At 73.5% G+C, this 22,418-nt stretch carries 20 protein-coding genes, 1 tRNA gene and 1 pseudogene; 14 read left to right on the top strand and 8 right to left on the bottom strand.

The window, feature by feature from the left end; genetic code table 11:
* Positions 1-3: 3 nt before the first annotated feature.
* Positions 4-1,833: a glutamine--fructose-6-phosphate transaminase (isomerizing) gene (gene glmS, locus ACF088_RS11065; RefSeq protein WP_392375344.1), complete on the top strand. Its 1,830-nt coding sequence runs from the start codon at positions 4-6 to the stop codon at positions 1,831-1,833.
* Positions 1,834-2,233: 400 nt separating this feature from the next.
* On the opposite strand, the gene ACF088_RS11060 is transcribed toward glmS, so the two are convergent.
* A complete protein-coding gene (locus ACF088_RS11060; RefSeq protein ID WP_018093093.1) occupies positions 2,234-2,755 on the bottom strand; it encodes a universal stress protein in 522 nt (173 codons plus the stop codon).
* Positions 2,756-3,154: 399 nt separating this feature from the next.
* On the opposite strand from ACF088_RS11060, the gene ACF088_RS11055 reads away from it, so the two are divergent.
* The 4 genes from ACF088_RS11055 (at position 3,155) to ACF088_RS11040 (ending at position 5,924) form a co-directional block, all read left to right on the top strand.
* Positions 3,155-3,427, top strand: coding sequence for a hypothetical protein (locus tag ACF088_RS11055; RefSeq protein WP_392375342.1), 273 nt, complete (start codon positions 3,155-3,157; stop codon positions 3,425-3,427).
* Positions 3,428-3,776: 349 nt separating this feature from the next.
* Entirely contained in the window at positions 3,777-5,063 is a 1,287-nt protein-coding gene (locus ACF088_RS11050) for a GlxA family transcriptional regulator (protein ID WP_392375341.1), read from the top strand.
* Between the two features lie 5 nt (positions 5,064-5,068).
* A complete protein-coding gene (orn, locus tag ACF088_RS11045) occupies positions 5,069-5,689 on the top strand; it encodes an oligoribonuclease (RefSeq protein ID WP_392375339.1) in 621 nt (206 codons plus the stop codon).
* A 159-nt stretch (positions 5,690-5,848) separates the two neighbouring features.
* Positions 5,849-5,924: transfer RNA gene (locus ACF088_RS11040), tRNA-His, on the top strand.
* 95 nt (positions 5,925-6,019) lie between these two features.
* Here the strand turns inward: ACF088_RS11040 and ACF088_RS11035 are convergent.
* Positions 6,020-6,670, bottom strand: coding sequence for an NAD(P)-dependent oxidoreductase (locus ACF088_RS11035; RefSeq protein ID WP_392375338.1), 651 nt, complete (start codon positions 6,668-6,670; stop codon positions 6,020-6,022).
* A gap of 122 nt (positions 6,671-6,792) precedes the next feature.
* On the opposite strand from ACF088_RS11035, the gene ACF088_RS11030 reads away from it, so the two are divergent.
* Positions 6,793-7,704 (top strand): helix-turn-helix domain-containing protein, encoded by a 912-nt coding sequence (locus ACF088_RS11030; RefSeq protein ID WP_392375336.1) that lies wholly within the window; start codon positions 6,793-6,795, stop codon positions 7,702-7,704.
* Between the two features lie 202 nt (positions 7,705-7,906).
* Here the strand turns inward: ACF088_RS11030 and ACF088_RS11025 are convergent.
* The 3 genes and pseudogenes from ACF088_RS11025 to ACF088_RS11015 all read right to left on the bottom strand — a co-directional run.
* A pseudogene (locus tag ACF088_RS11025) lies at positions 7,907-8,836 on the bottom strand (chitinase); the annotation flags it as partial.
* Positions 8,837-9,140: 304 nt separating this feature from the next.
* Positions 9,141-10,577, bottom strand: a complete 1,437-nt coding sequence (locus ACF088_RS11020) for a sensor histidine kinase (RefSeq protein ID WP_392375334.1) — start codon at positions 10,575-10,577, stop codon at positions 9,141-9,143.
* Between the two features lie 142 nt (positions 10,578-10,719).
* Positions 10,720-11,412 carry a response regulator transcription factor gene (locus ACF088_RS11015; protein ID WP_392375332.1) on the bottom strand — a complete coding sequence of 231 codons (693 nt, stop codon included), beginning with the start codon at positions 11,410-11,412 and terminating at the stop codon, positions 10,720-10,722.
* A 118-nt stretch (positions 11,413-11,530) separates the two neighbouring features.
* On the opposite strand from ACF088_RS11015, the gene ACF088_RS11010 reads away from it, so the two are divergent.
* The gene (locus ACF088_RS11010; RefSeq protein ID WP_392375330.1) at positions 11,531-12,109 is read left to right on the top strand and encodes a hypothetical protein; all 579 of its coding nucleotides are present in this window, start codon (positions 11,531-11,533) and stop codon (positions 12,107-12,109) included.
* Positions 12,110-12,173: 64 nt separating this feature from the next.
* On the opposite strand, the gene ACF088_RS11005 is transcribed toward ACF088_RS11010, so the two are convergent.
* Both ACF088_RS11005 and ACF088_RS11000 read right to left on the bottom strand, forming a co-directional pair.
* On the bottom strand, positions 12,174-13,034 hold the full coding sequence (locus tag ACF088_RS11005) for a spermidine synthase (RefSeq protein ID WP_392375328.1): 861 nt from the start codon (positions 13,032-13,034) through the stop codon (positions 12,174-12,176).
* Positions 13,035-13,263: 229 nt separating this feature from the next.
* Positions 13,264-13,581 carry a chaplin gene (locus ACF088_RS11000; RefSeq protein ID WP_392375326.1) on the bottom strand — a complete coding sequence of 106 codons (318 nt, stop codon included), beginning with the start codon at positions 13,579-13,581 and terminating at the stop codon, positions 13,264-13,266.
* A gap of 422 nt (positions 13,582-14,003) precedes the next feature.
* Between ACF088_RS11000 and ACF088_RS10995 the strand changes: the two genes are divergently transcribed.
* From ACF088_RS10995 to ACF088_RS10970, 6 genes are all read left to right on the top strand, one after another.
* Positions 14,004-14,222: a hypothetical protein gene (locus ACF088_RS10995; RefSeq protein ID WP_392375324.1), complete on the top strand. Its 219-nt coding sequence runs from the start codon at positions 14,004-14,006 to the stop codon at positions 14,220-14,222.
* 62 nt (positions 14,223-14,284) lie between these two features.
* The gene (locus ACF088_RS10990) at positions 14,285-15,472 is read left to right on the top strand and encodes a glycosyltransferase family 4 protein (RefSeq protein ID WP_392375322.1); all 1,188 of its coding nucleotides are present in this window, start codon (positions 14,285-14,287) and stop codon (positions 15,470-15,472) included.
* Positions 15,469-17,007 (top strand): sugar transferase, encoded by a 1,539-nt coding sequence (locus ACF088_RS10985; RefSeq protein WP_392375320.1) that lies wholly within the window; start codon positions 15,469-15,471, stop codon positions 17,005-17,007. Before ACF088_RS10990 ends, ACF088_RS10985 begins: the two co-directional genes overlap by 4 nt.
* Positions 17,004-17,279, top strand: coding sequence for a hypothetical protein (locus ACF088_RS10980; protein ID WP_392375318.1), 276 nt, complete (start codon positions 17,004-17,006; stop codon positions 17,277-17,279). Before ACF088_RS10985 ends, ACF088_RS10980 begins: the two co-directional genes overlap by 4 nt.
* Positions 17,276-18,538, top strand: coding sequence for a glycosyltransferase (locus tag ACF088_RS10975; protein WP_392375316.1), 1,263 nt, complete (start codon positions 17,276-17,278; stop codon positions 18,536-18,538). The genes ACF088_RS10980 and ACF088_RS10975 overlap by 4 nt, the downstream gene beginning before the upstream one ends.
* A gap of 249 nt (positions 18,539-18,787) precedes the next feature.
* Positions 18,788-20,047: an NAD(P)-binding domain-containing protein gene (locus ACF088_RS10970; RefSeq protein WP_392375314.1), complete on the top strand. Its 1,260-nt coding sequence runs from the start codon at positions 18,788-18,790 to the stop codon at positions 20,045-20,047.
* 125 nt (positions 20,048-20,172) lie between these two features.
* Here the strand turns inward: ACF088_RS10970 and ACF088_RS10965 are convergent, their stop codons facing one another.
* Entirely contained in the window at positions 20,173-20,619 is a 447-nt protein-coding gene (locus ACF088_RS10965) for a hypothetical protein (RefSeq protein ID WP_392375313.1), read from the bottom strand.
* Positions 20,620-20,864: 245 nt separating this feature from the next.
* Between ACF088_RS10965 and ACF088_RS10960 the strand changes: the two genes are divergently transcribed.
* Positions 20,865-22,319, top strand: coding sequence for a tetratricopeptide repeat protein (locus tag ACF088_RS10960; protein WP_392375311.1), 1,455 nt, complete (start codon positions 20,865-20,867; stop codon positions 22,317-22,319).
* The last annotated feature ends 99 nt before the right edge of the window (positions 22,320-22,418 follow it).

The raw sequence follows: 22,418 nt of genomic DNA, 5'->3' as shown, positions 1-22,418 counted from the left end.
TGTATGTGCGGGATCGTCGGCTATATCGGCAAACGTGATGTTGCTCCGCTGCTCCTGGAGGGCCTGCAGCGCCTGGAGTACCGCGGCTACGACTCGGCGGGCATCGCCATCCACGCCAAGGGCACCGGCAAGGCCGCGGGCGGCCTGAAGACCGCCAAGGCCAAGGGCCGGGTCCGGGAGCTGGAGTCACGGGTGCCGAAGCGGTTCGCCGGCACCACGGGCATCGCGCACACCCGCTGGGCCACCCATGGCGCGCCCACCGACGAGAACGCCCACCCGCACCTCGACACCGAGGGCAAGGTCGCGGTCGTCCACAACGGCATCATCGACAACGCCGCCGACCTGCGCGCCCGCCTGACCGCCGAGGGCGTCGTCTTCGCCTCCGAGACCGACACCGAGGTGCTGGCCCACCTGATCGGCCGCTCGACGGCCGAGAAGCTGGAGGAGCGGGTCCGCGAGGCGCTGCGGCACATCGAGGGCACCTACGGCATCGCCGTGCTGCACGCCGACTTCCCCGACCGCATCGTCGTCGCCCGCAACGGCTCCCCGGTCGTCCTGGGCATCGGCGAGCACGAGATGTTCGTCTCCTCGGACGTCGCCGCGCTGGTCTCGCACACCCGCCAGGTCGTCACCCTCGACGACGGCGAGATGGCCACCCTCAAGGCCGACGACTACCGCACGTACACCACCGAGGGCTCGCGGACCACGTCCGCTCCGGAGACCGTCGAGTACGCGGCCGAGTCGTACGACATGGGCGGCCACGACACGTACATGCACAAGGAGATCTCCGAGCAGGCGGACGCGGTGGACCGCGCGCTGCGCGGACGGATCGACGACCGCTTCTCGACCGTGCACCTCGGCGGCCTGAACCTCGACGCCCGTGAGGCGCGCGGGGTGCGCCGGGTGAAGATCCTGGGCTGCGGCACCTCGTACCACGCGGGCCAGATCGGCGCGCAGATGATCGAGGAGCTGGCCCGGATCCCCTCGGACGCCGAGCCGGCCTCCGAGTTCCGCTACCGCAACCCGGTCGTGGACCCCGACACGCTGTACGTGGCGGTCTCCCAGTCCGGCGAGACCTACGACGTCCTGGCGGCCGTCCAGGAGCTCAAGCGCAAGGGCGCCCGGGTCCTGGGCCTGGTGAACGTGGTCGGCTCGGCGATCGCCCGGGAGACCGACGGCGGCATCTACGTGCACGCGGGCCCCGAGGTCTGCGTGGTCTCCACGAAGTGCTTCACCAACATGGTGGTCTCCTTCGCGCTGCTCGCCCTGCACCTCGGCCGCATCCGTGACCTGTCCGTCGCGGACGGCAAGCGGATCATCGAGGGCCTGCGCAAGCTGCCCGCCCAGATCGACGAGATCCTCAAGAGCGAGGAAGAGATCAAGGAGCTGTCGGCCGTCTACTCGGACGCCAAGTCGATGATGTTCATCGGCCGGGTGCGCGGCTACCCCGTGGCCCGCGAGGCCTCCCTGAAGCTCAAGGAGATCTCCTACATCCACGCCGAGGCCTACCCGGCCTCGGAGCTCAAGCACGGCCCCCTCGCCCTCATCGAGCCCGCGATGCCGACCGTGGCGATCGTCCCCGACGACGACCTGCTGGAGAAGAACCGCGCCGCGCTGGAGGAGATCAAGGCCCGCAGCGGCCGCATCCTGGCCGTCGCGCACCAGGAGCAGGAGAAGGCCGACCACACCATCATCGTCCCGAAGAACGAGCCCGAGCTGGACCCGATCCTGATGGGCATCCCGCTGCAACTGCTCGCCTACCACACGGCGCTGGCCCTGGGCCGGGACATCGACAAGCCCCGCAACCTCGCCAAGTCCGTCACGGTGGAGTAGAACCCGCGCACACGGGGGTCGCGCGAGAGCCGCGCCGGCTCAGGCGCAACGAGGGGCCCGCGGCTCCGCGAGCGTGCCACCATACGCGCGCGGAGCCGCTGCCTCCCCTTTGCCGGCGTCGCCCATACGCCGGCGGGATGCCGCCGCCCCGGGAACCGTCACTTCCCGGCCGGCAGCACGCAGTTGCCGTGCGCGCGGCCGCCGGGCCCGTGATGCGGCGCGCCCACGTGACCGTTTTCTACCCCTCGTCGGCGCACAATTCACCTGCGCAGGTCAGGGGAAACACAACTGCACACCCTCCTCATGACGCCCCCTCACCTGTGCGCAAGCCGCGGAGAGACGGCCATCCGGGGTGAAGGGGCCGCGCGATCCGGGGAGTTGGGGGCACGGCGAGGAGGCGTCAGGGAATCACGATCACCGGGCGCTGCGCCCGGCGGGCGAGCCGGCCGGCCACCGAGCCGAAGATCCGGCCGACGATGCCGTGGGTGGAGCCGACCACGATCGCGTCGGCCTCGTACTCCCGGCCGACCTCCTCCAGCTCATGACAGATGTCGCCGCCGCGCTCGACGAGGATCCAGGGGACCTCGGTGAGGTGGTCGGCGCAGGCCAGCTCCAGACCGAGCACTTCGGTGCGGTGATCCGGTACGTCCACGAAGACCGGGGGCTCACAGCCCGCCCAGACGGTCGTCGGCAGCCGGTTGGCCACATGGACGATGATCAGCCCGGAGCCGAGGCGCCGGGCCATACCGATTGCATACGCCAATGCGCGCTCGCTCGACATGGAGCCGTCGAAGCCGACCACGACGCCGTGTCGGAACGCGGGGTCGCAGGAATGGCGCGTCTTTTCCGCCGCTTCGAGGTCCGCCATGGGATCGGCGACCTGCTTGCGGTCCGCGGGTTCGGGGATTTCGTGACCGGCCATTGGTGTCTCGGCGAGGACGTCCTCTTGCGGAGGGGCGAACGGGGAACGGCGATTGACTTGATCCGGCAGTTGACTGAGCTGGCTCTATCGAGGTGCGGGAGCCATAGTTCAAAGAGGAACGATACGACTGGGAATCATCTTCCCAACCCGATACCCCAAGAGTACGGCGCCACTCCCCCGCTGCCCAGAGCCCGCTGCGGACGCGGGGCGCCCGTGCGAGGTGGGGTGGGGCCTCGAACGTTCCCCGGAGCATGCCGGAGCGTGGCCCGGATGGCAATGCCCCGGCCTGCCCCCGTACGTACCCCTCACGGTGACCCATGATCGTCGCCGGCGTTGTAGTAGCAGCCCGTCCGAGGGGAGCACACGGTGCCGTTGCCGTCCGACAGATCACCCGACCCAGTGAGCGATGTCATGCGCTGGGGCGCCTTCAGTTGCGCCCTGGTGCCCTTCGTACTGATCATCAGCGGCGTTTCCTGGACCGGCGCGGCCGGCACCGCCGCCGGTCTGGCCGCGGTGACCTGCGCCTGCCGCGCCCTGCTGCGGCAATCCGAACGGACCGCCGCACGGATCCGGGTACGCGAGACCGGAAGGCACCGGGACGGAAGGGCATATTTGGGGTCGGCGGCGCACGGAGGCGGTCGGCACTCCGAAGGGCGTACGCCGGTCGACTGAGGCACTTGCAAGTCTGCGCGCGACCGTTTTCAGCCAACTTCCGGCCGAGGTCCACACCTTGCCCCGAGCCCCCCTCAACCCTGGTGTGAGCAGGGAGGAAAGGACCGCTGGGCATGGTTGTGCCCTACTGCGAACGGGCAGAGCCGAGACGCGTACTTCCCATGTAGGCCCGACGAGTGGAACGCTTCGTGATCGAATGCTTCGCGCCAAGTTGCCATATCGACATACCAGCGGGTGGTGAACTTGGCACTCCATCCTCACGGAACACAGTAGATTCGATCTTGGTAGTAACGGCGGGGGAACTGTGCAGGACCGAGAGGGCGAGACGACCGAGGGGGGCTTAAGTGCCATGAGCCAGGACTCCGCTGCCGTACCAGATGCCGCACGCAAGCTCGCCGCCCGACGACGCCGCGAAATAGTCGCGGTGCTCCTCTTCAGTGGCGGCCCCATTTTCGAGAGCTCCATTCCGCTCTCGGTCTTCGGCATCGACCGACAGGACGCAGGCGTTCCGCGGTACCGGCTACTTGTGTGCGCGGGCGAAGATGCGCCTTTGCGCACGACCGGGGGGCTCGAACTATCCGCCCCCTACGGGCTGGAGGCGATCTCCCGTGCCGGGACGGTCGTCGTACCGGCCTGGCGTTCCATCACCCAGGCGCCGCCGCCCGCGGCGCTCGACGCGCTGCGCCGCGCGCATGAAGAAGGCGCCAGAATCGTCGGGTTGTGCACGGGGGCGTTCGTCCTCGCCGCAGCCGGACTCCTCGATGGCCGTCCGGCCACGACCCACTGGATGTACGCGCCGACGCTCGCCAAGCGTTATCCGTCCGTCCATGTGGATCCCCGCGAGCTCTTCGTCGACGACGGCGATGTGCTCACGTCCGCGGGAACGGCGGCCGGCATCGACCTGTGTCTGCACATCGTGCGCACCGACCACGGCGCGGACGCCGCGAACGCGCTGGCCCGCCGGCTCGTCGTGCCGCCCCGCCGCACCGCCTCCGATATGGGGCACCAGCGCTACCTCGACAGGTCATTACCTGAAGAGATCGGCGCCGACCCGCTGGCCGAGGTCGTCGCCTGGGCGCTGGAGCACCTCCACGAGCAGTTCGACGTGGAGACGCTGGCCGCGCGTGCGTACATGAGCCGCCGCACCTTCGACCGGCGCTTCAGGTCCCTGACGGGGAGCGCTCCGCTGCAGTGGCTGATCACTCAGCGGGTGCTGCAGGCCCAGCGGCTGCTGGAGACCTCCGACTATTCGGTGGACGAGGTCGCGGGGCGCTGCGGATTCCGCTCGCCGGTCGCCCTGCGCGGCCACTTCCGCAGGCAGCTGGGCGCCTCGCCCGCCGCCTACCGGGCGGCCTACCGCGCACGGCGGCCGCAGAACGGGGCAGCCGAGCCCGCGCTCAGACCGGAGCGGGCCGAGCGCGCCGAGCGGCCGGAGCGCGAGCGGGCGGCCCTGGGGGCGGGCGCGGAGCGGTTCTCCGCCGCCGCGCTGGCCGGCCACGGCCTGGCCTCCGCCGAAGCGGGCGAAGCGGGCAAACCGCAGTCGGATGTGTACTCCTCCCGGCTGCCGGAATCCCCGGTGGGGAGGGGAGCCGTCCGCCCCGTGCTGCCCGGACAGCGCGAGCGCCCCGTAGGGTGAGATGTATGAACGATCGCATGGTGTGGATCGACTGCGAGATGACCGGACTCTCGCTGGCGAATGACGCGCTCATCGAGGTGGCCGCACTGGTCACCGACTCGGAGCTGAATGTGCTGGGCGACGGGGTGGATGTGGTGATCCGCCCCCCGGCCGAAGCACTCGGCACCATGCCGGAGGTGGTGCGCCGGATGCACACCACCTCCGGGCTGCTGGAGGAACTGGACGGCGGCACGACGCTGGAGGCGGCCGAGGCACAGGTGCTTGCGTACATCAAGCAGCATGTGCCGGAGCCGCGGAAGGCGCCGCTGTGCGGCAACTCCGTCGGCACCGACCGCGGCTTCCTGCTGCGGGACATGCCGACGCTGGAGGAGTACCTCCACTACCGGATCGTCGATGTCTCGTCCGTGAAGGAGCTGGCCCGGCGCTGGTATCCGCGGGCCTACTTCAACAGCCCGGACAAGAGCGGCAACCACCGGGCGCTGGCGGACATCCGTGAATCCATCGCGGAACTGCGCTACTACCGGGAGGCGGTCTTCGTGCCGCAGCCCGGCCCCGACTCGGACACCGCGAAGGCCATTGCCGCCAAGCACGTCCTTCCTGCCGAGCCGCAGCCCACGCCGAAGTGAGCCACCGGGCGCGTGTCGTGCAGGCCCCGGCGGGTCCGCCGTGACCCGCACGACACGCCCTCGGCCCCGGCACACGAAACCTGGGCGCGAGCACCCCTTCGGACCCTGTACACTTTTTCTCAGCCGGTGGGGAAAAAGAACCACACAGCACCGGTCATGGTGGGTATAGCTCAGCTGGTAGAGCACCTGGTTGTGGTCCAGGATGTCGCGGGTTCAAGTCCCGTTACTCACCCCACATCAAGGCCCCCGACCTCAGGTCGGGGGCCTTGGCGTTTCTGCGGGCGTGGACGGGCAGCCGGTGCGGCCGGTCGAGGAGCCGGGTGCCGCGGCTCAGTAGCCGACGGTGAAGCGCTCGCCGATGTGGCGGGGCTGCTCTATTTCGTCGGCGACGGCGACGGCGTAGTCCTCGGCGGTGATCCGGCTGGTGCCCCCGTCGTCGGTGATCAGGTCGTCGAGGGCGGTGCGGTAGCTGCCGGTGCGCTCGCCGGGCTCGATGGTGGCGGCCGGGCTGAGGCTGGTCCAGCGCACATCGGAGACGGAGCGGTAGAAGTCCAGCGCGTCGCCGTGGGCGTGCATGATCTGCAGCAGGAACTCGGGGAGGCCCTCCGCGTCCCAGACCTGCTTGCCGTCCGGGGTGCGCAGCGAGCCGGCGCCGCCGACGGAGATCAGCCGGGGTGCCGTGTCGCCGAGGGTGCGCAGACCGGCGACGAGGGACTCGGCGGCGGGCCTGATCGTGGCGGTATGGCCCGGTCCGTCACCGCCGCCGACCGCGCTGACCACGACGTCCTGCCCCTTGGCCGCGAGGGCGACGGAGGCCGGGTCGAGGGCGTCGCCGGTGGTCACGGTCAGGTCCGGGTGGGTCGTGGTGATCTTCGCGGGGTCGCGGACGACCGCGGTGACCCGGTGGCCGCGCCGGAGGGCCTCGTGGAGGATGCGGCTGCCGATGGTGCCGTTGGCCCCGAAGAGCGCGATCGCGGACATGGTGGTCTCCCAGCTGTTCTGTAGGTCCGGGTGAGGACTTCCGTTTTCCGTCAGCTGTTGCGCTGACGCCTTCTACGCTAGAGGCGGGAGCAGGACACTTCGGGGTAGCGAGGGGACCGGTGATGGTCAAAAAGCGACAGGCGGGCCGGGAGCTGCCTCCCGAGATCCCGGAGGTGGCGTTCTCCGCGCCGGCCGGCCGGCCGACGGGGGTGGAGGTGCTGACGCTCGCGGAGCTGCGGGCGCGCGCGGACGCCGGTCAGCTGTCCGCCCCGCACCGCCCCGGTTTCCACCATCTGCTGGTGCTGGACGGCGGCCGGCTGGTGCACAGCGTCGACTTCCGCGAGCACGTCCTGGCGCCGGGTGATCTGCTGTGGTCGCGCCCGGGACAGGTCCAGCACTTCGGTGATCTGACGGGTGCGGAGGGGCGGCTGGTGCTCTTCGAGGCCGGTTTCCTGGAGCCGGCGACCGCGGCCGCGGCCCGGGTCGAGGACTGGTACGGGCCGCCCGTACGGCATCCCGAGGGCGCCGCGGCCCGGGCGGTGGACGAGGCGATGCGGCAGTTGCACGGGGAGTTCGGGGCGCTGGGCGGGCTGCCGCTGGAGATCCATCTCGATGTGCTGCGGCATCTGCTGGCCGTACTGGTGCTGCGGGCCGCGTATCCGGGCACCGGGGCGGACGGTGCCGGGGACGGGTCCTGTGCGGCGAGCGCGACCTACCTGCGCTTCCGGGACGCGGTGGAGCGGGACTTCACCCGCAGCCGCCGGGTCGCCGACTACGCCCGCGCGCTGGGCTATGCGCCGCGCACCCTCTCCCGGGCCACCGAGGCCGTTGCCGGGGTGGGTGCCAAGGAGTTCATCGACCGGCGGGTGGTGCTGGAGGCCAAGCGGCTGCTGGCGCACGGCGACCGTTCCGCGGCCCGGATCGCGGACCGGCTGGGCTTCGCCGACGCCCCCAACTTCAGCAAGTTCTTCCAGCGGCAGACGGGCACCACCCCGATCGCCTTCCGCACGGCGGTACGGAGCGGTGCGGCCTGAGGACGCGGGCCGCGCACGGGAGTTGGGGCGCGCGGCAGCGGGACGCGCGGGCGGCGGGCGGCGGGACGCGCAGGCAGCGAGCGGCGGGACGCGCAGGCGCCAGGCAGCAGGCGGCGGGGCGCAGCGGGTGGGGGATTCCCGCTGCGCCCCGCCCGGGGGCGAGCGGTCCGGTCGGGGGGGGGGAGCGGACCGCCGGTGGGGGTCAGCCGGTGTACGCGGCGAAGGCCTTGGTGAAGGCCAGCGGGCTCTGCTCGATGGAGCTGCAGGTGGGCTGTGCCGAGGTGCCGGCGCCGCCCGGACAGGCCTGGTCGCGGGCCCCGGACCACATCGACAGCCGGGCCAGGTGCTTGCTCTTGGCGAACCTCACCAGTTCCGTGGCGTCGTTGGTCCTGAAGACCTCGTTGTGGACGTCGTTGACGCCGATCATCGGGGTCACGGCCACGGCCTTCCAGGCGGCCGCGTCGCTCAGGCCGAGCGCCTTCTTGAGCTGCCCCTGGGTGGCGGTGGCGGCCCGGATCGCGTAGGTGCCCATGTCGCCGTTGTAGGAGGGACCGTAGTCCATCGCCATGATGTTGACGGCGGAGATCTTGACGCCGTTCCTCTTAGCGTCGGCGACCAGGTTCACCCCGTCCTGGGTCAGGCCCTCGGGCATGACCGGCAGGGTGAAGGAGACGTCCAGAGCGGGGTGCTTCTTCTGGAGCTGGGTGAGGGCCCGGGCGCGGCGGGAGTTGGCGGCGGTGTCGGGCAGGGCGCCGCCCTCGATGTCGAAGTCGGCCTTGGTGAGCTGGAACCGGTCGATGACCTTGCCGTAGGCGGCGGCCAGCTCGTCCGCGGAGCCGCAGGCCGCCCCGAGCTCGGTGCCGGTGGCGCCGCCGAAAGAGACCCGGACGTCGCCACCGGCCTTGCGCAGAGCGGGTATCTGCCGGGCCACCTGGTCGGTGCCGAGCTCGCCGGAGCCGCCCCACTTGGGGGTGCAGCCGCCGCCGGAGGTGACAAAGGCCAGGTGGAAGTTCTTCACCCCGGTCTTCCGGGCGGTGCCGGCCAGGTCGTAGGCGGGGGCGAGCGAGGTGTCGACGTACGGAGCGAAGCCGGCCGCGGCCTTCGGGGCCCCGCCGCCGCCGGTGGTCCGCGGTGCCTTTGCGGCCAGGGCGGATCCGGCGACGGCGAAGGCGCCGCCGGCCGCGACCAGGGCGGCCGCACCGCTCACGATCAGCGTGGCGGTGCGGCTCTTGCGCCGGCGGTGTGCCGAGGAACTCATCTCGTGCCTGCCTGTCGTCACATGGGGGGTGGGGTGCACCGTGGTGCGTCCCGCACGCTAGCGCCAGGGAAACGGACAAATGTCGGTAATGGTGCGGAGGTTGGGGGACTTATGAACGCCTTAAGGAAGCGGAAGGGGGTGGTTAAGAAGCAGGGGCGGATGCCCGGCGGGCGGACGTTCAGGAGCCGGTGCGCGCGGTCCGCCGGCGCCGGACGCCGAGCGTGCGGCGCAGCCGGTGGCCGCGGCGGGCGCCGGGGCGGGCGCGCCGGTCGTCCAGCGCCAGCCAGACCCGGACCTCGGTGCCGCCGAGGACGGAGCGGCCGATGCGCACATCGCCGCCGGTGGACTCGGCCAGCCGCCGCACGATGTCCAGTCCGAGGCCGGTGGAGCCGCCCCCGGCTGCCGCTGGGCGGTGCCCCCGGCCACCACCGCCGCCCGACCAGCCGCGGCGCAGCGCCGCGTCCGGGTCGTCGATGCCGCCGCCGGCGTCCGAGACCAGCACGATCACCGCGTCCTCGGCGTTGTGGACATCGATCGCGAAGGCGGTGCCCTCGGGGGTGTGGCGGAAGACGTTGCCGAGCATCGCGTCCAGGGCGGCGGCGAGTTCGGGGCGGGCGACGGGGACGCGTACCGGGCGGTCCGCACCGGCGATGCGGACGGTGCGGCCCTCGTCCTCGGCGAGCGCCGACCAGAAGTCCATCCGCTCGCGGATCACCTCGGCGGCGTCGCAGCCGGCCGCGGAGGCCGCCTGCCGGGTCTGGGCCTTCTGCTCACGGGCGGTGCGGATGATCTGGTCGACCTCGCGCTCCAACTGCTCGACGGCGGCCCGGGTCTGCTCGGCTGCCGAGGTGTCGCCGAGCGAGGCGGCGTTCAGCCGGAGGACGGTCAGCGGGGTGCGCAGCCGGTGGGAGAGGTCGGCGGCCAGTTCGCGCTCGTTGGCGAGCAGTTGGACGACCTGGTCGGCCATCGCGTTGAAGGCGCTCGCCGCGGACCGCAGCTCCTCGGGGCCGTCCTCCGGAACGCGGACGCCGAGCTTGCCCATGCCGAGGTCGTGGGCGGCGCCGGCCAGCCGCTTCGCGGGCCGCACCATACGGGTGCCGAGCCGGTCGGCGACGGCGACCGAGCCGATGATCAGCGCGAGGCCGACCCCGGCGAGCACCACCCAGGAGGTGGTGACGCCCCTGGTGAGTGCCGCGTCGGGGACGAAGACCTCGACGACGGCGATACCGGAGGCGACGGCGGTCGGCTGGAGGAGCGAGGAGCCGCCGGGGACCGGGGAGATGGACGCCCGGCCGAGCTTGACGGCGGCCGCCACCTCCGCGTCCGCCGCGCGCCGGGCGCCGATCTCGGCGGGCTTGCCGTTCCGGCCGCTCGCCGGGACATGGACGCCGATCCGGCCGCCGGGGCCCGTCTCGGCGCTGGCGACGGCGCGTTCGAGCTGGGTGCGGTCGGTGGTGATGGCGAGGACCGGTCCGATGGTGGCGGCCTGTCGTTCGGCATTGGAGTAGGCGCGGTCGCGGGCCAGCTCCTTGACGACCAGTGCGAGGGGAACGGCGAACGCGACCACGACCATGGCGGTGACCGCCAGTGCCACCTTGACCAGGGCCCATCTCACCGCGTCTCACCCTTCTCCCCCGGAAGCCGTCCGGGGGCACCCCCGTCTCCGCCCGCGAGGCGCAGGGGTGCGGCAGGTGCCGTTGTCGGCAGCCCGGCGGCCTCGCGTGCTCCCCCCGCTACCGCTGGGAGGTACCCCCGGCTCACCGCGGTGGCTCCAGCTTCACGCCGACGCCCCGCAGCGTGTGCAGGTACCGGGGCTTCGCCGCGGTTTCGCCCAGCTTGCGGCGCAGCCAGGACAGATGGACGTCGATGGTCTGGTCGTCGCCGTAGGACTGCTGCCAGACCTCGGCGAGGAGTTCCCTGCGGGGGACGACGACGCCGGGGCGCCCGGCGAGGAAGGCCAGCAGGTCGAATTCCCGGCGGGTCAGATCGAGGGTGACGCCGTCCAGTTCGGCCTGCCGGCGCAGCGGGTCGATGGACAGGCCGCCGACCCTGATCACTCGTGAGGGCGCATCCGCGCCGGCCGCGGCGGCCCGGGAGCGGCGCAGTACGGCCGTCATCCGGGCCGAGAGGTGCTCGACGGAGAACGGCTTGGTGAGGTAGTCGTCGGCACCGTCGTTCAACAGCCGGACGATGTCGGCCTCGTCGTCGCGGGCGGTGGCGATGATCACCGGGACATCGGTGATGCCGCGGAGCATCTTCAGCGCCTCGCCCCCGTCCAGATCGGGCAGGCCGAGGTCGAGGATGACGACGTCGAAGCCGACGTGCGCCACCTCGCGGAGCGCCTCCAGAGCGGTACCGACGCTGCGTACCGTGTGGGCGGCCTCGGTCAGATGCCGGATCAGGGCCGAGCGTACGAACTGGTCGTCCTCGACGACGAGCACACGTGCCATGGGCGGCACCGTACGCCATTCGGGCGGGGTTCCTTGCCCGAGGTTGACGGCGGGGCGGCGCACTCCGGCGTGCGGGACGGGCTGCAACCGGGCGGTCGGGTGGGGCAGTATGAGCCGGATGCAACGAGGACTGGTTCATGCGGCGGCCTGGACGCTGGCGACCGGCGCCGCGGTCACCCTGTCGTGGTTCGGCGTGCACACCGTGCTGTCCGGCACGGCGTACGACGCACCGCGCGCACTGCCGATCTCCGACCAGGTGGCCTCCGCACGGGCGGGGGAGGACGAGGTCGCACCGCGCGTCTCCGCCACCCACCGCCCCAAGCCGTCCCGTTCACCCGCCCATGCCCCGGCGCCCGCCGACGGCGCACCGTCCCACCCGTCCCACCCGTCCGCCCCGTCCCACGGCACCGCCCCCCGGTCGCGGTACCCGGACACCACCGCACCGGGCGACTCCGTACCGGCCGGCGACGGCCGGGTCGGGAGTTACTCCACGGCGGGCGGACGGGTGGTCTTCGACATGGGCAGCCGGGCGGCCGAGTTGGTGTCGGCGACCCCGAACGCGGGCTGGGAGATGCAGGTGTGGAAGCAGGACGGGTGGATCCGGGTCGACTTCTCCGCCGGCACCGCCCATACGTCCGTGTTCTGCACCTGGAACGGCCATCCACCGGTCGTGCAGACCACCGGCCCCACGGCGTAGCGCCCCACGGTCCGGGCACCGCCGCGCGGCGCTGCCCGGGGTCAGCCGGAGGCCGCGGCCGGCATCAGTCGAAGGCCGCGGCGGGCGGGGCGGGTGAGGCGAGGGCCGTGGCGTCGGTGACCGGTGCCGCGCCGCCGGTGAAGTCCAGCAGCGCCCGGCCGTGTTCGACCCGTCCGGCCTGCGGATCGGTGGCCGCCCGCCGGGTCAGTTCGGCGACCGGCAGCGGGCCGTCGGCGGCCAGCAGGACCGCGTTGCCGAAGCGTTTGCCGCGCAGTACGGCCGGGTCGGCGGTCAGGCACAGCTCGGGGAAGACCGTATGGGCCGTGGCGATCTGGCCGCGCAGAAACCGCAGCGGCGGCCCGTCCGCGAGGTTCGCCGCGTAGAACCCGCCCGGCCGCAGCGCCCGGTGTATCTCCGTCAGGAATTCGGTGCTGGTCAGGTGCGCGGGGGTGCGCGCACCGCCGAAGACATCGGCGATGATCAGGTCCGCCCAGCCGTCCGGGATCTTCGCCAGGCCGGCCCGGGCGTCACCGCCGCGCACCCGTATCCGCCAGCCGCTGTCCCACGGCAGCTGCCGGCGTACGAGGTCGACGAGCGGTGCGTCGATCTCCACCACCTGCTGGGTGGACCGCGGGCGGGTGGCCGCGACATAGCGGGCCAGGGTCAGGGCGCCGCCGCCGAGATGGACGGCGCGCAGCGGTTTGCCCGTGGGTCCGGCCAGGTCGGCGACGTGCCCGAGCCGCCGCTGATAGGAGAAGTCCAGATAGGCCGGGTCGTCGAGGTCCACATGGGACTGCGGGGCACCGTCGATCAGCAGCGTCCAGCCGCGCGTGCGGTCCCGGTCGGGCCGTAGCTCGGCAAGCCCGCCGTCCACCGTCCCGGTGACGGACTCCGGCCCGCCGCGCCCGCGTCTGCTCTTCGCCATGCCCACCAGTATGGCCCCTGCCCCGGAGGCCGTAACCGCTGGTCAGCCGGGTGCTGCCGGGGGTCGGCGAGGTACTGCCGGGGGTCGGCGAGGTGCCGGCGGCCGGTACGGCGGGGCGCCCGGCCGTACCGGGCAGAGTGGCGGACCACCCGCGACCGAGGCCGGAGTGATCCGCCAACTGCACATCACGACCCGTGCCGGCCCGATATCCCTCCGGACCGGCGCCGGGTCACCGGTTCAGGCAGACGTTACCGAAGGCCGGGTTCAGCAACGAGGCAACGCTGAGGCTGTTGCCGCACAGGTTGATCGGGATGTTGATCGGAACCTGGACATTGTTGCCACTGAGGATGCCCGGGGAGCCTGCGGCAAAGCCCGCCGCGTTGGCGCCGGAACGGTGGTTGTAGAGACCACGGTGGTCGCTGCGGTAGTGGTTGTGACCACGACCGCCGTGGTGACCGTCCCCGCTGGCTGAGGCAATGCCTGCGCCACTCAGTACTACGGCGCAGCTGGCCGCACTCACCGCGGCGGCCTTGACAAAGCGCTTCATCCCATTCTCCTTTCAGTTCGTGAATGGGGCAACCGGTCACAACGAACGAAATGAGTCAGGGGTGCGGGTGTTCCCCCGTCCGGGACGATATTAGCTCTTATGGCAGTAAGTATTAGCCCGTCCGGTGGTAAGGCGCCCCCCGGCGAAGTCCGGTATTCCGTTGATCGGAATCCCCGAGGGGGGTCCGGCGTGCCTGCCGCGGATTCCAGCATGATTTCTGTCAGAGTGCTCTCCAGTTTGACTGATTGAAGTCGGAGAGGAAGACATGCGGAAATCGATGGACCGCACCACGCGCGGCGTCGTATGCGCACCGACCTCCACCGGGTCCGCGGAAATGACGCGCTCTCCGTCCGGGCGGGCCGACAGCGGGCCGACACCACGCGCACACGGTACGGGCTGCCGCCCGGCCGGCTCGTGACGTGATGAAACCGACGGTCACCATGAACCCGACGGTCACCGAATTCGGCCGGCAGTCGAAGCGGCTACCCGACCGCCGCAACACTCCCGGAATTGATTCCGACGTATTCGGCAGCACGCCGGCGCTGCGGCCCGGCGGCAATCGGCTCACTTTCCGCTTCACCACCCGCAATCCGGGATATCTGCTCGGCGCGCTCTTCCTCCGGACCGATACCAGGCGCTGAGCGGCGCGCCCCGGCAATTCCCGTAGAGAGTTCTGTCAGCTCGGTCATCAGGGGAGCAGTGCGTGCTGCCGCAAGACCTGCAGTGCCAAGAGCGGCCAACGGTTCTCCACGTCTCCCGTCCCGTCGACGGCGGCATCGCCCGGGTCGTCACCGACCTGGTGCGGGCCCAGGTGGCGGCGGGGCTGCGGGCCGTGGTCGCCGCACCGCCCGGTGGGGTGCTGCACCGGGACGCCGCCGCGGCGGGCGCCGAGGTGGTCCCGTGGCCGGCCCGCCGCGCCCCGGGCCCGGCGCTCGCCGGTGAGACCGGACGGCCGGCCCGGCTGATCCGGCGGATCGGCCCGCACCTCGTCCATACGCACGGCGCCCGGGCCGGGCTCGCCGCCCGCCTGGCCGTACGGGGCCGGATTCCGACGGTCCATCAGCCGTATACCTGGTCCTTCGAGACGGCCGACGGGCCGGCGGCGCGGCTGGCGCTCGGCTGGGAGCGGTACGCCGCGCGCTGGGCGGACCGGGTGCTGTGTGTGAGCGAGGCGGAGCGGCTGCGGGGCGCCGAAGCGGGGGTGCCGGCCCGGTGGGCGGTGATCCGCAACGGGGTGGACCTGGACCGTTGTGCGCCCGCATACCGTGCGGACGCGGTGCGGCGGGCGCTGCGCCGGGACCTGCCCGCACTCGGCGATCTGCCGCCGGACGCGCCGCTGGTGGTGTGCGTGGGGCGGCTGTGTCCGCGAAAGGGCCAGCTGTCGCTGTTGCGGGCGTGGCCCGCGGTCCGCGCCGCCGTCCCGGACGCCCGGCTGGTGCTGGTCGGCGACGGCCCGGACCGGGAGCTGCTGCATGCCGCCGCACCACCCGGAGTGCGGTTCGCGGGCGCGGCACGGGACGCCGTCCCCTGGTACCGGGCGGCGGATCTGGTCGTCCTCCCGTCACACCGGGAAGGCATGGCGCTGGCCCCTCTGGAGGCGATGGCCTGCGGCCGCCCCGTGGTGCTCACCGATGTCGGCGGGGCCCGGGAGAGCCTGCCGCCCGGGGCCGCACCGCACTGTCTGGTGCCGCCCATGGACCCGGCCGCCCTGGCCCAGGCCGTATGCGGCCTGCTGACCCGCCCTCAGCTGCGCAGCACGCTGGGCCACCGGGCCCTGGAGCACATGCGGGCGGCGTACGACGTGCGGCAGACCGCGGGGGCCGTCCTCGGCCTGTACCGCGAACTGCTCGGTGCGGCGTACCCGGAGAGCAGGGAGCGGATCAGCCGATGACGACGGAGCACGCGGACGCCCCCCGTTTCGCCCGGGTCCTGCCCCCGCCGGCGCTGCCCCGGCCGACGACCGCCGCGGGCCGTCCGCCCCTCGGGCCGGGCCCGAAGACCCTGCCTCCGCCCCGGCCCGGCCGCGGCCTGCGGCGTCGGACGCTCGCCCCGCTGCTGGCCGCCGACTGCCTGGCCACCACGGGCGCCGCGCTGCTCGTCCTCGGCGCCGCTGCGACGCCGACGGAGCTCGCCGCCATGGTGCCGGCCGCGCTGCTGCTCCACCACCGGGCCGGTCTCTACCGTCCAGGCCCCGCCCCGAGCGCGCTGAACGACCTGCCGAAGCTGCTGGGACGGGCCGCCGTCTTCTGGTGCGCGGTGGCCGCGGTGCTCGCCGCCGCAGACCCCGGGCGGGCGCTGCCACCGGCCTTGTCGGCGGGCGCGGTGGCGGCACACACCCTGCTGCTCTGCAGCGGCCGGGCCATGGTCTACCGGGCGCGCCGCAACGCCGCCCGCCGCCGGCCGCGCGCCGCCCTGATCGTGGGCACCGACCCGGCCGCCCGGCAGCTGGCCGCCGTGCTGCACGCCCGCCCCGAGTACGGCATGCGCCCGGTGGGCCTGGTCCCGCCGGCGTCGCTGCTGCCCGGCGGGCCCGCCGCTCCCCCGGCCCGCGAAGCGCTGCCGCTGCCGCGGCTCACCTCCGCGCCGGACATCACCCGGGCCGTCATCCAGCACACCGTGCGGGACGTGGTGTTCACGCTGCCGCCCTACGGCGATCCGCACACCGCCGCGCTGCTGCGCCGCTTCATCGACCAGGGCTCGGCGATCTGGCTGGCCGGCCCGGCGGCCGCCCGCGAGGGCCGCCCGCCGCATCCGGACACCGACCAGCTGTGGGGCTTCGCCTGCCGGCGGCTGGACACCACCCCGCCACGACACGGCAGCCGGCGCAAACGGGCGCTGGATCTCGCGCTGGCCGGTCCGGCGCTGGTGATCGCGGCCCCGGTGCTGCTGGGCTGTGCGCTCGCGGTACGGCTCGCCGACGGGCCCGGCGTGCTCTGCCGGCAGGAACGGACCGGCCGGGGCGGGCGCAGCTTCACCCTGCTGACGTTCCGCACCCTGCGCGGGCGCGAGGCGCACGAGGAGGCGAGCCGGCGGGGCGCGGCGGACGACGACCGGATGAGCCGGGTCGGGCGGATGAGCCGGGTCGGGCAGATGAGCCGGGTCGGGCGGCTGCTGCGGCGTACCGCGCTGGACGGGCTGCCGCAGCTGTGGAACGTGCTGCGCGGCGACATGAGCCTGGTGGGTCCCCGCCCGGAGCGCCCCTCCGTCGTCCAGCAGTTCACCCAGGCCTGCCCGGAGTACGACGCCCGGCACCGGATGCGGCCGGGCCTCACGGGACTTGCCCAGGTGCACGGGCTGCGCGGCGGCACCTCCGTCGAGGACCGGGCCCGCTTCGACAACCTCTACATCGACAGCTGGTCGCCGTGGCAGGACCTCCGGATCCTGCTGCGTACCGTGGCCCGGCTGGTGCGGCGGGAGGGCGGATGAGCACGGGTGCGCCGGCCGGCGCCGTCAGGGTCCGGGCGACCGCGGCGGTCCGCGCGGCCGGCCCCAGCAGCTGTTCCCCCGCCCCCGCCCCCGGCCCGCTGACCGGCCGGTACGCCCTGCCGCGGCTCCGCCTCGGCGCCGGGGACACCCCCTGGCGGCGGCACCGCAAACCCGCGCCGCACCGCAAACCCGCGCCGCACCCGCTGCGCCGCCGTGCGCTGCCCCCCTACGAGACCACCACCCCGGCCGCTACCCCAGGAGGCATCCGGTGAAGGTTCTGCACGTCATTACGGGCCTCGACGTGGGCGGCGCCGAGCAGCAGCTGCGGTTGCTGCTGCGCCGGCTGCCCGCGCACTGCGAGGTCGTCACCCTGACCCGTCCGGGCCCGGTCGCCGAGGGCATCGAGGCCGACGGCACCCCCGTCACCCACCTCGGAATGACCGGCAACCGGGATCTGACCGCGCTCCCCCGCCTCGCCGGACTGATCCGCGAGGGCGGCTACGACCTGGTGCACACCCACCTCTACCGGGCCTGCGTCTACGGCCGGATCGCCGCCCGGATGGCCGGCGTACGGGCCGTGGTGGCCACCGAGCACTCGCTGGGCGATGCGGTCATCGAGGGCCGCCGGCTGACCCGGGGCGTCCGTACGCTCTACCGGGCCACCGAACGGCTGGGGACGGCGACGGTCGCCGTCTCGGACACCGTCGCCGCCCGGCTGCGCCGCTGGGGCGTACCGGAGCAGCGGATCCATGTGGTGCCGGGCGGCATCGAGGCACACCGTTTTGCATTCGATCCGGCCGCCCGGGCCCTGGTCCGCACCCGGCTGGGGCTGCCGCTGGACGCGTTCGTGGTCGGCGGGGCCGGCCGGCTGGTGCCCGGCAAGCGGTTCGATGTGCTGGTCCGGGCGGTGACCCAACTTCCGGGCGTGCATCTGCTGTTGGCGGGTGCGGGGCCGGAGCGGGAGATGCTGCGCCGGATGGCGGAGCAGTTCGGCTCGGGCGACCGGATCCATCTGCTCGGCGAGCGCGACGGGGCGTTCGACGGACGGAGAGCCGACGGGCAGGGAGCCGACGGCCCCGATATCCCCGGCCTGCTCTCGGCCATCGACGTCTTCGTCTCGCCCTCCCCGGACGAGGCGTTCGGGCTGGCCGTCCTGGAAGCGCTCGGATCCGGGCTGCATGTGCTCTACGGCAGCTGCCCGGCAGTCGACGAACTACCCGCCGACCAGGCCCCCGGCGCCCGCCGCTTCAGCCTCGGCGTACACGAACTCGCCACTTCACTCCGGGAGTTGAGGCGCCATGGACCGGGCCGGCTGCCGGTTCCGCCGGTGGTGCGGCGCTACGACATCACCCGCAGCGCCGAGGCCCTGATGTCCGTGTACGAGCAGGCGGTGGCCGCCGCCCCGGCCCGGCGCCGGAGCCCCTCGGCGGTACCTCCGCCACAGGGCCGGGCGGCGGCGCGGTCCGCGGCGGCCGTCTCGCTGCCGGATCCGTCCCGGTCGCCCGACCCGTCCCCGCTCCCGAACCGATAGGCACGTCCGGACCGGCCGCCCCCTCCGCCACTCCGCCACTGCGTCCGGCGGCCGTGCCCGCGGACCGCCCGACCGCCCGACCGCCCGACCGCCGCACCCCGCACCCCGGGCGCCGGACGCCGGACGCCGGACGCCGGACGCCGGGCGCCGGGCGCCGGACGCGGGCCCGGTGGCCGCCCCTCGTGCCCGCTCCGCCCCCCGCGGTCGCTTCCGTCCGTGCCGCACAAAGAGAAAGAGCAGGAAGCTTCCATGTACGACCTCGTGGTGGTGGGCGCCGGCCCCTACGGACTCTCGATCGCCGCACATGCGGCGGCGGCCGGGCTGCGGCTGCGGGTCCTGGGCAGGCCGATGGCCACTTGGCGCGACCACATGCCCGACGGCATGTTCCTCACCTCCGAGCCCTGGGCCTCCCCGCTCTCCGACCCGGACGGCAGCCACACCCTGGCCGCGTACGGCGCCGCCCGCGACCTGACCACCGGGCACGGCGTCCCGCTGCCGCTCGACGCCTTCACCGCGTACGGCAGATGGTTCGGCGAACGGGCGGTACCGCAGATCGAGGAGGTCACCGTCACCTCCGTACGCCCGGACGGCAACGGCTTCCACGTCGACACGGACACCGGCGAGCGGATCGCGGCCCGGACCGTTGCACTCGCCGTCGGTGTGATGCCGTTCGTCCACCGCCCCTGGCCGCTGCTCGAACTCCCCCCGCACCTCGCCTCGCACAGCAGTGACCACCGCGACCTGCGCCGCTTCCGCGGCCAGGACGTCACCGTGATCGGCGCCGGCCAGTCCGCGCTGGAGACCGCGGCCCTGCTCGCCGAACAGGGCGCCCGGCCCCGCATCGTGGCCCGCGCCGACCGGCTGCGCTGGAACTCCCCGCCACAGCCGCTGGAGCGCGGCCGGCTGCGCGCGCTGCGCGACCCGCACTCCGCGCTGGGCACCGGCTGGCCGAACCGGCTGTGGTCACAGGCGCCCTGGGCGGTGCGCCGACTGCCCGCCGCGACCCGGGTACGGATCGCCGAGAACGCGCCGGGCCCGGCCGGCGCCTGGTGGCTGCGGGAGCGCTTCGAGCAGGCGGTGCCGGCCTTGCTGAACCACCGCATCCGGGCGGCGGCCGCTCGCAACGACGGGGTGCGGCTCCATCTCACCCATACGGAAGGCGGTACCGAGACCCTGGACACCCAGCACGTGGTGGCGGCCACCGGGTTCCTCCCCGACCTCGGGCGGCTGCGGCTGCTCGTCCCCCCGGTGCGCACCACACTGCGGACGGTGGGCGGCAGCCGGGCGCCCGAACTGAGCTCCTGCTTCGAGTCGTCCTGGCCCGGGCTGTTCTTCGCGGGGCTGCTGACCGCCCCGTCGTTCGGCCCGTCGATGCGCTTCGTCCACGGCGCGGCCTTCACCGCGACGCGGCTGCTGCGCGGTGTACAGCGCCGGCTCGGCGACCGGCGCGGCGCCACCACCATCCCCCGCCCGGCGCGAGACGGCGCACCGGCCGCACAAGGGACGTAAGGCGCGCACGCCCGGCGCCACCGGGCCATCCGGCATCCGGCATCCGGCATCCGGCATCCGGCGTCCGAAGGGACCGTCCGGCACCGGCCGGGCGGTCCCGCCCTGATCACCGGCAGCGGCCGGCCTCACTGACAGCGGTCGACGGCCTCGATCGTGCGGGCCGCCTCGCCGAGTGCCGCACGCAGCACGGCCGGATCGGTGGCCGCGGCGCCCGCACCCTCTGGGGGCACCAGCCAGCCGCTGCCGGTCACCGGCGGCTCCGCCGCGGCCCCTTCCCCGCACAGCGCACCCAGCGCGACCCCTCTCCCGGAGGTCTGGGTACACGCGCTGCCCGGCACGTCCCAGCCCGCGGCGGTACCCGCGGGCACCAGAAAGCCGAGGGTGTCGCAGGCCCCGTCGTGCAGGACCGGGCCGACACCGTCCCGCAGCCGGAGGATGTCCACGGCTTCCAGTCCCTGCCGGGCGGGCACCGTCACGAGGTCACACGCCTGCGCCGGTTCGGCCGGTGCCCCGTCTGCGACGGCCTGGCCCGCGGAACCGTTGCCGCCCCTGCTCACGCCGGTCTCCCACACGGAGAACCCCTCCTCCTGCACACACCCGACCCTTTACACCGACTTCAACGGTCAGGCGTGTCAACAGCTACGGCGGCGTAACGCTGCAAAGGATGGCAGTTCATGGCAGATCGCACGCGAGATATCCGATTTGTGGCCAAACTCTGCGTATCGGAGCCATCACAGCCGGTACGGTCAACCCGCCGCACCGCCAGGAGGCGGCATCGCCACCTGATGGCACGGAGAGGGCACGGAGAGGGTCCGCCATGGCGTCGCCAGCAGCAAGGTCAGCGTCGTCCCGCACCGTACCCGCCCGCCCGAACCTCGCTTTCCGACAGCTGCGCGGCCGGCTGTCGCCAGGCGAGTTCGCGGCGGCGGTCCGCCGGTCCGCCCGTGAGATCGGTGAACAGGTCTCGTGCGACGCCCGCTATGTGGGCCGCGTCGAGTCCGGGGAGATCCGGTGTCCGAACTACGCCTACGAGCGGGTGTTCCGGCACATGTTCCCGGGACTCACGCTGCCCGACATGGGCTTCGCGCCGCGCGAGGCGGTACGCGGACGGGGGGCGCGTACCGCGGCGGCCGGCGCCGCGCCCCTGGCAACCGACCCCGACCACCGCGATACCTGTATCCAGATCCACGAGGAGAGCGACGTGCTGCGTCGCGCGTTCATCACCGGCGGCCCGGCAGCAGCCCTGGGCTTTGCCGCACTGCATCCCATCGAGGCCGCTGCCGCCGCCGCATCCGCCCATGTGCCGGGCCCGCGTGCCGCGGCCGTCGGCCGTGCCGGTGCCGCCGAGGCCACCGCCGTCGAGGAGGCGGTCCGGCGGATCCGGCTGCTGGACGACCGGCACGGCGCGGAGGGCATCTACCGCCGCGCCACCCAGCCGCTGCGCGCCGCCTACGAGCTGCTGGACGCGGACGTACAGCGCCGCTCGGTGTCCGACCGGCTGCACGCCGGGGCGGGTGAACTCGCCATCACCGTCGGCTGGTTGGCGCATGACTCGGGCCGCTTCGACGACGCCCGCTCGCACTACGCGGAGGCGCTGGCCACCGCCCGGGTCTGCGGCGATGCGGCCCTGGAGGCCCACGCCTTCTGCAATACGGCCTTTCTCGCCCGCGACGCCGGCCGGCCGCGCGAGGCGGTGCGCGCCGCGCAGGCCGCGCAGCAGGCCGCCAGGCATCTGGCCTCACCGCGGCTGCTGTCGCTGCTGGCGCTGCGTGAAGCGGGCGGCTGGGCGGGGCTGGCGGACCGCTCCGGCTGCGAGCAGGCGCTGGCCCGGGCGGAGCGGCACTTCGCGGGCGGGTCGCGGGACGGCGACCCGGAGTGGATGTCGTTCTACGGCGAGGCCGAACTGGCGGGCCTGGAGGCGCAGTGCTGGTCGGCCTTGGGTGAGGCGGGGCGTGCGGTGGAGCATGCGCGCCGGGCGGTGGCGCTGCAAAACCCCCACTTCACCCGCAATATCGCCCTGTTCACCGCGGAACTCGCGGGTGATCTCGCGGACAGCGGGGAGCCCGAGGAGGCCGCCGCGGCCGGGGACCGGGTGCTGACGCTGCTGGAGCAGGTCCGTTCGGCCCGTATCCGGGCGATGCTCGACGGCACGGCCCGGACGCTGCGGGCGCATCGCGACTGCGGCGCGGTCGCCGGCTTCCTGCAGCGGCACGCGGCATCGGCCGCGTCCGAGGACGGGACGGCTGCCCCGGCCCCGGACTCCGCCCGCTGACGGCGGCCGGCCCGGCGCCCGACGGGACCGACGGGACCGACGGGGCCGACGGGACCGTCAGGCGCTTTGCACGGGACGGGATCGGGGCCGTGCGGCACC

Origin of the sequence: Streptomyces sp. NPDC015125 (genome assembly GCF_043080045.1) — a bacterium.
Taxonomy (GTDB): Bacteria; Actinomycetota; Actinomycetes; order Streptomycetales; family Streptomycetaceae; genus Streptomyces.
Note: the sequence above shows the minus strand (reverse complement) of the source record. Positions and strands in the feature narration are given on the sequence as shown.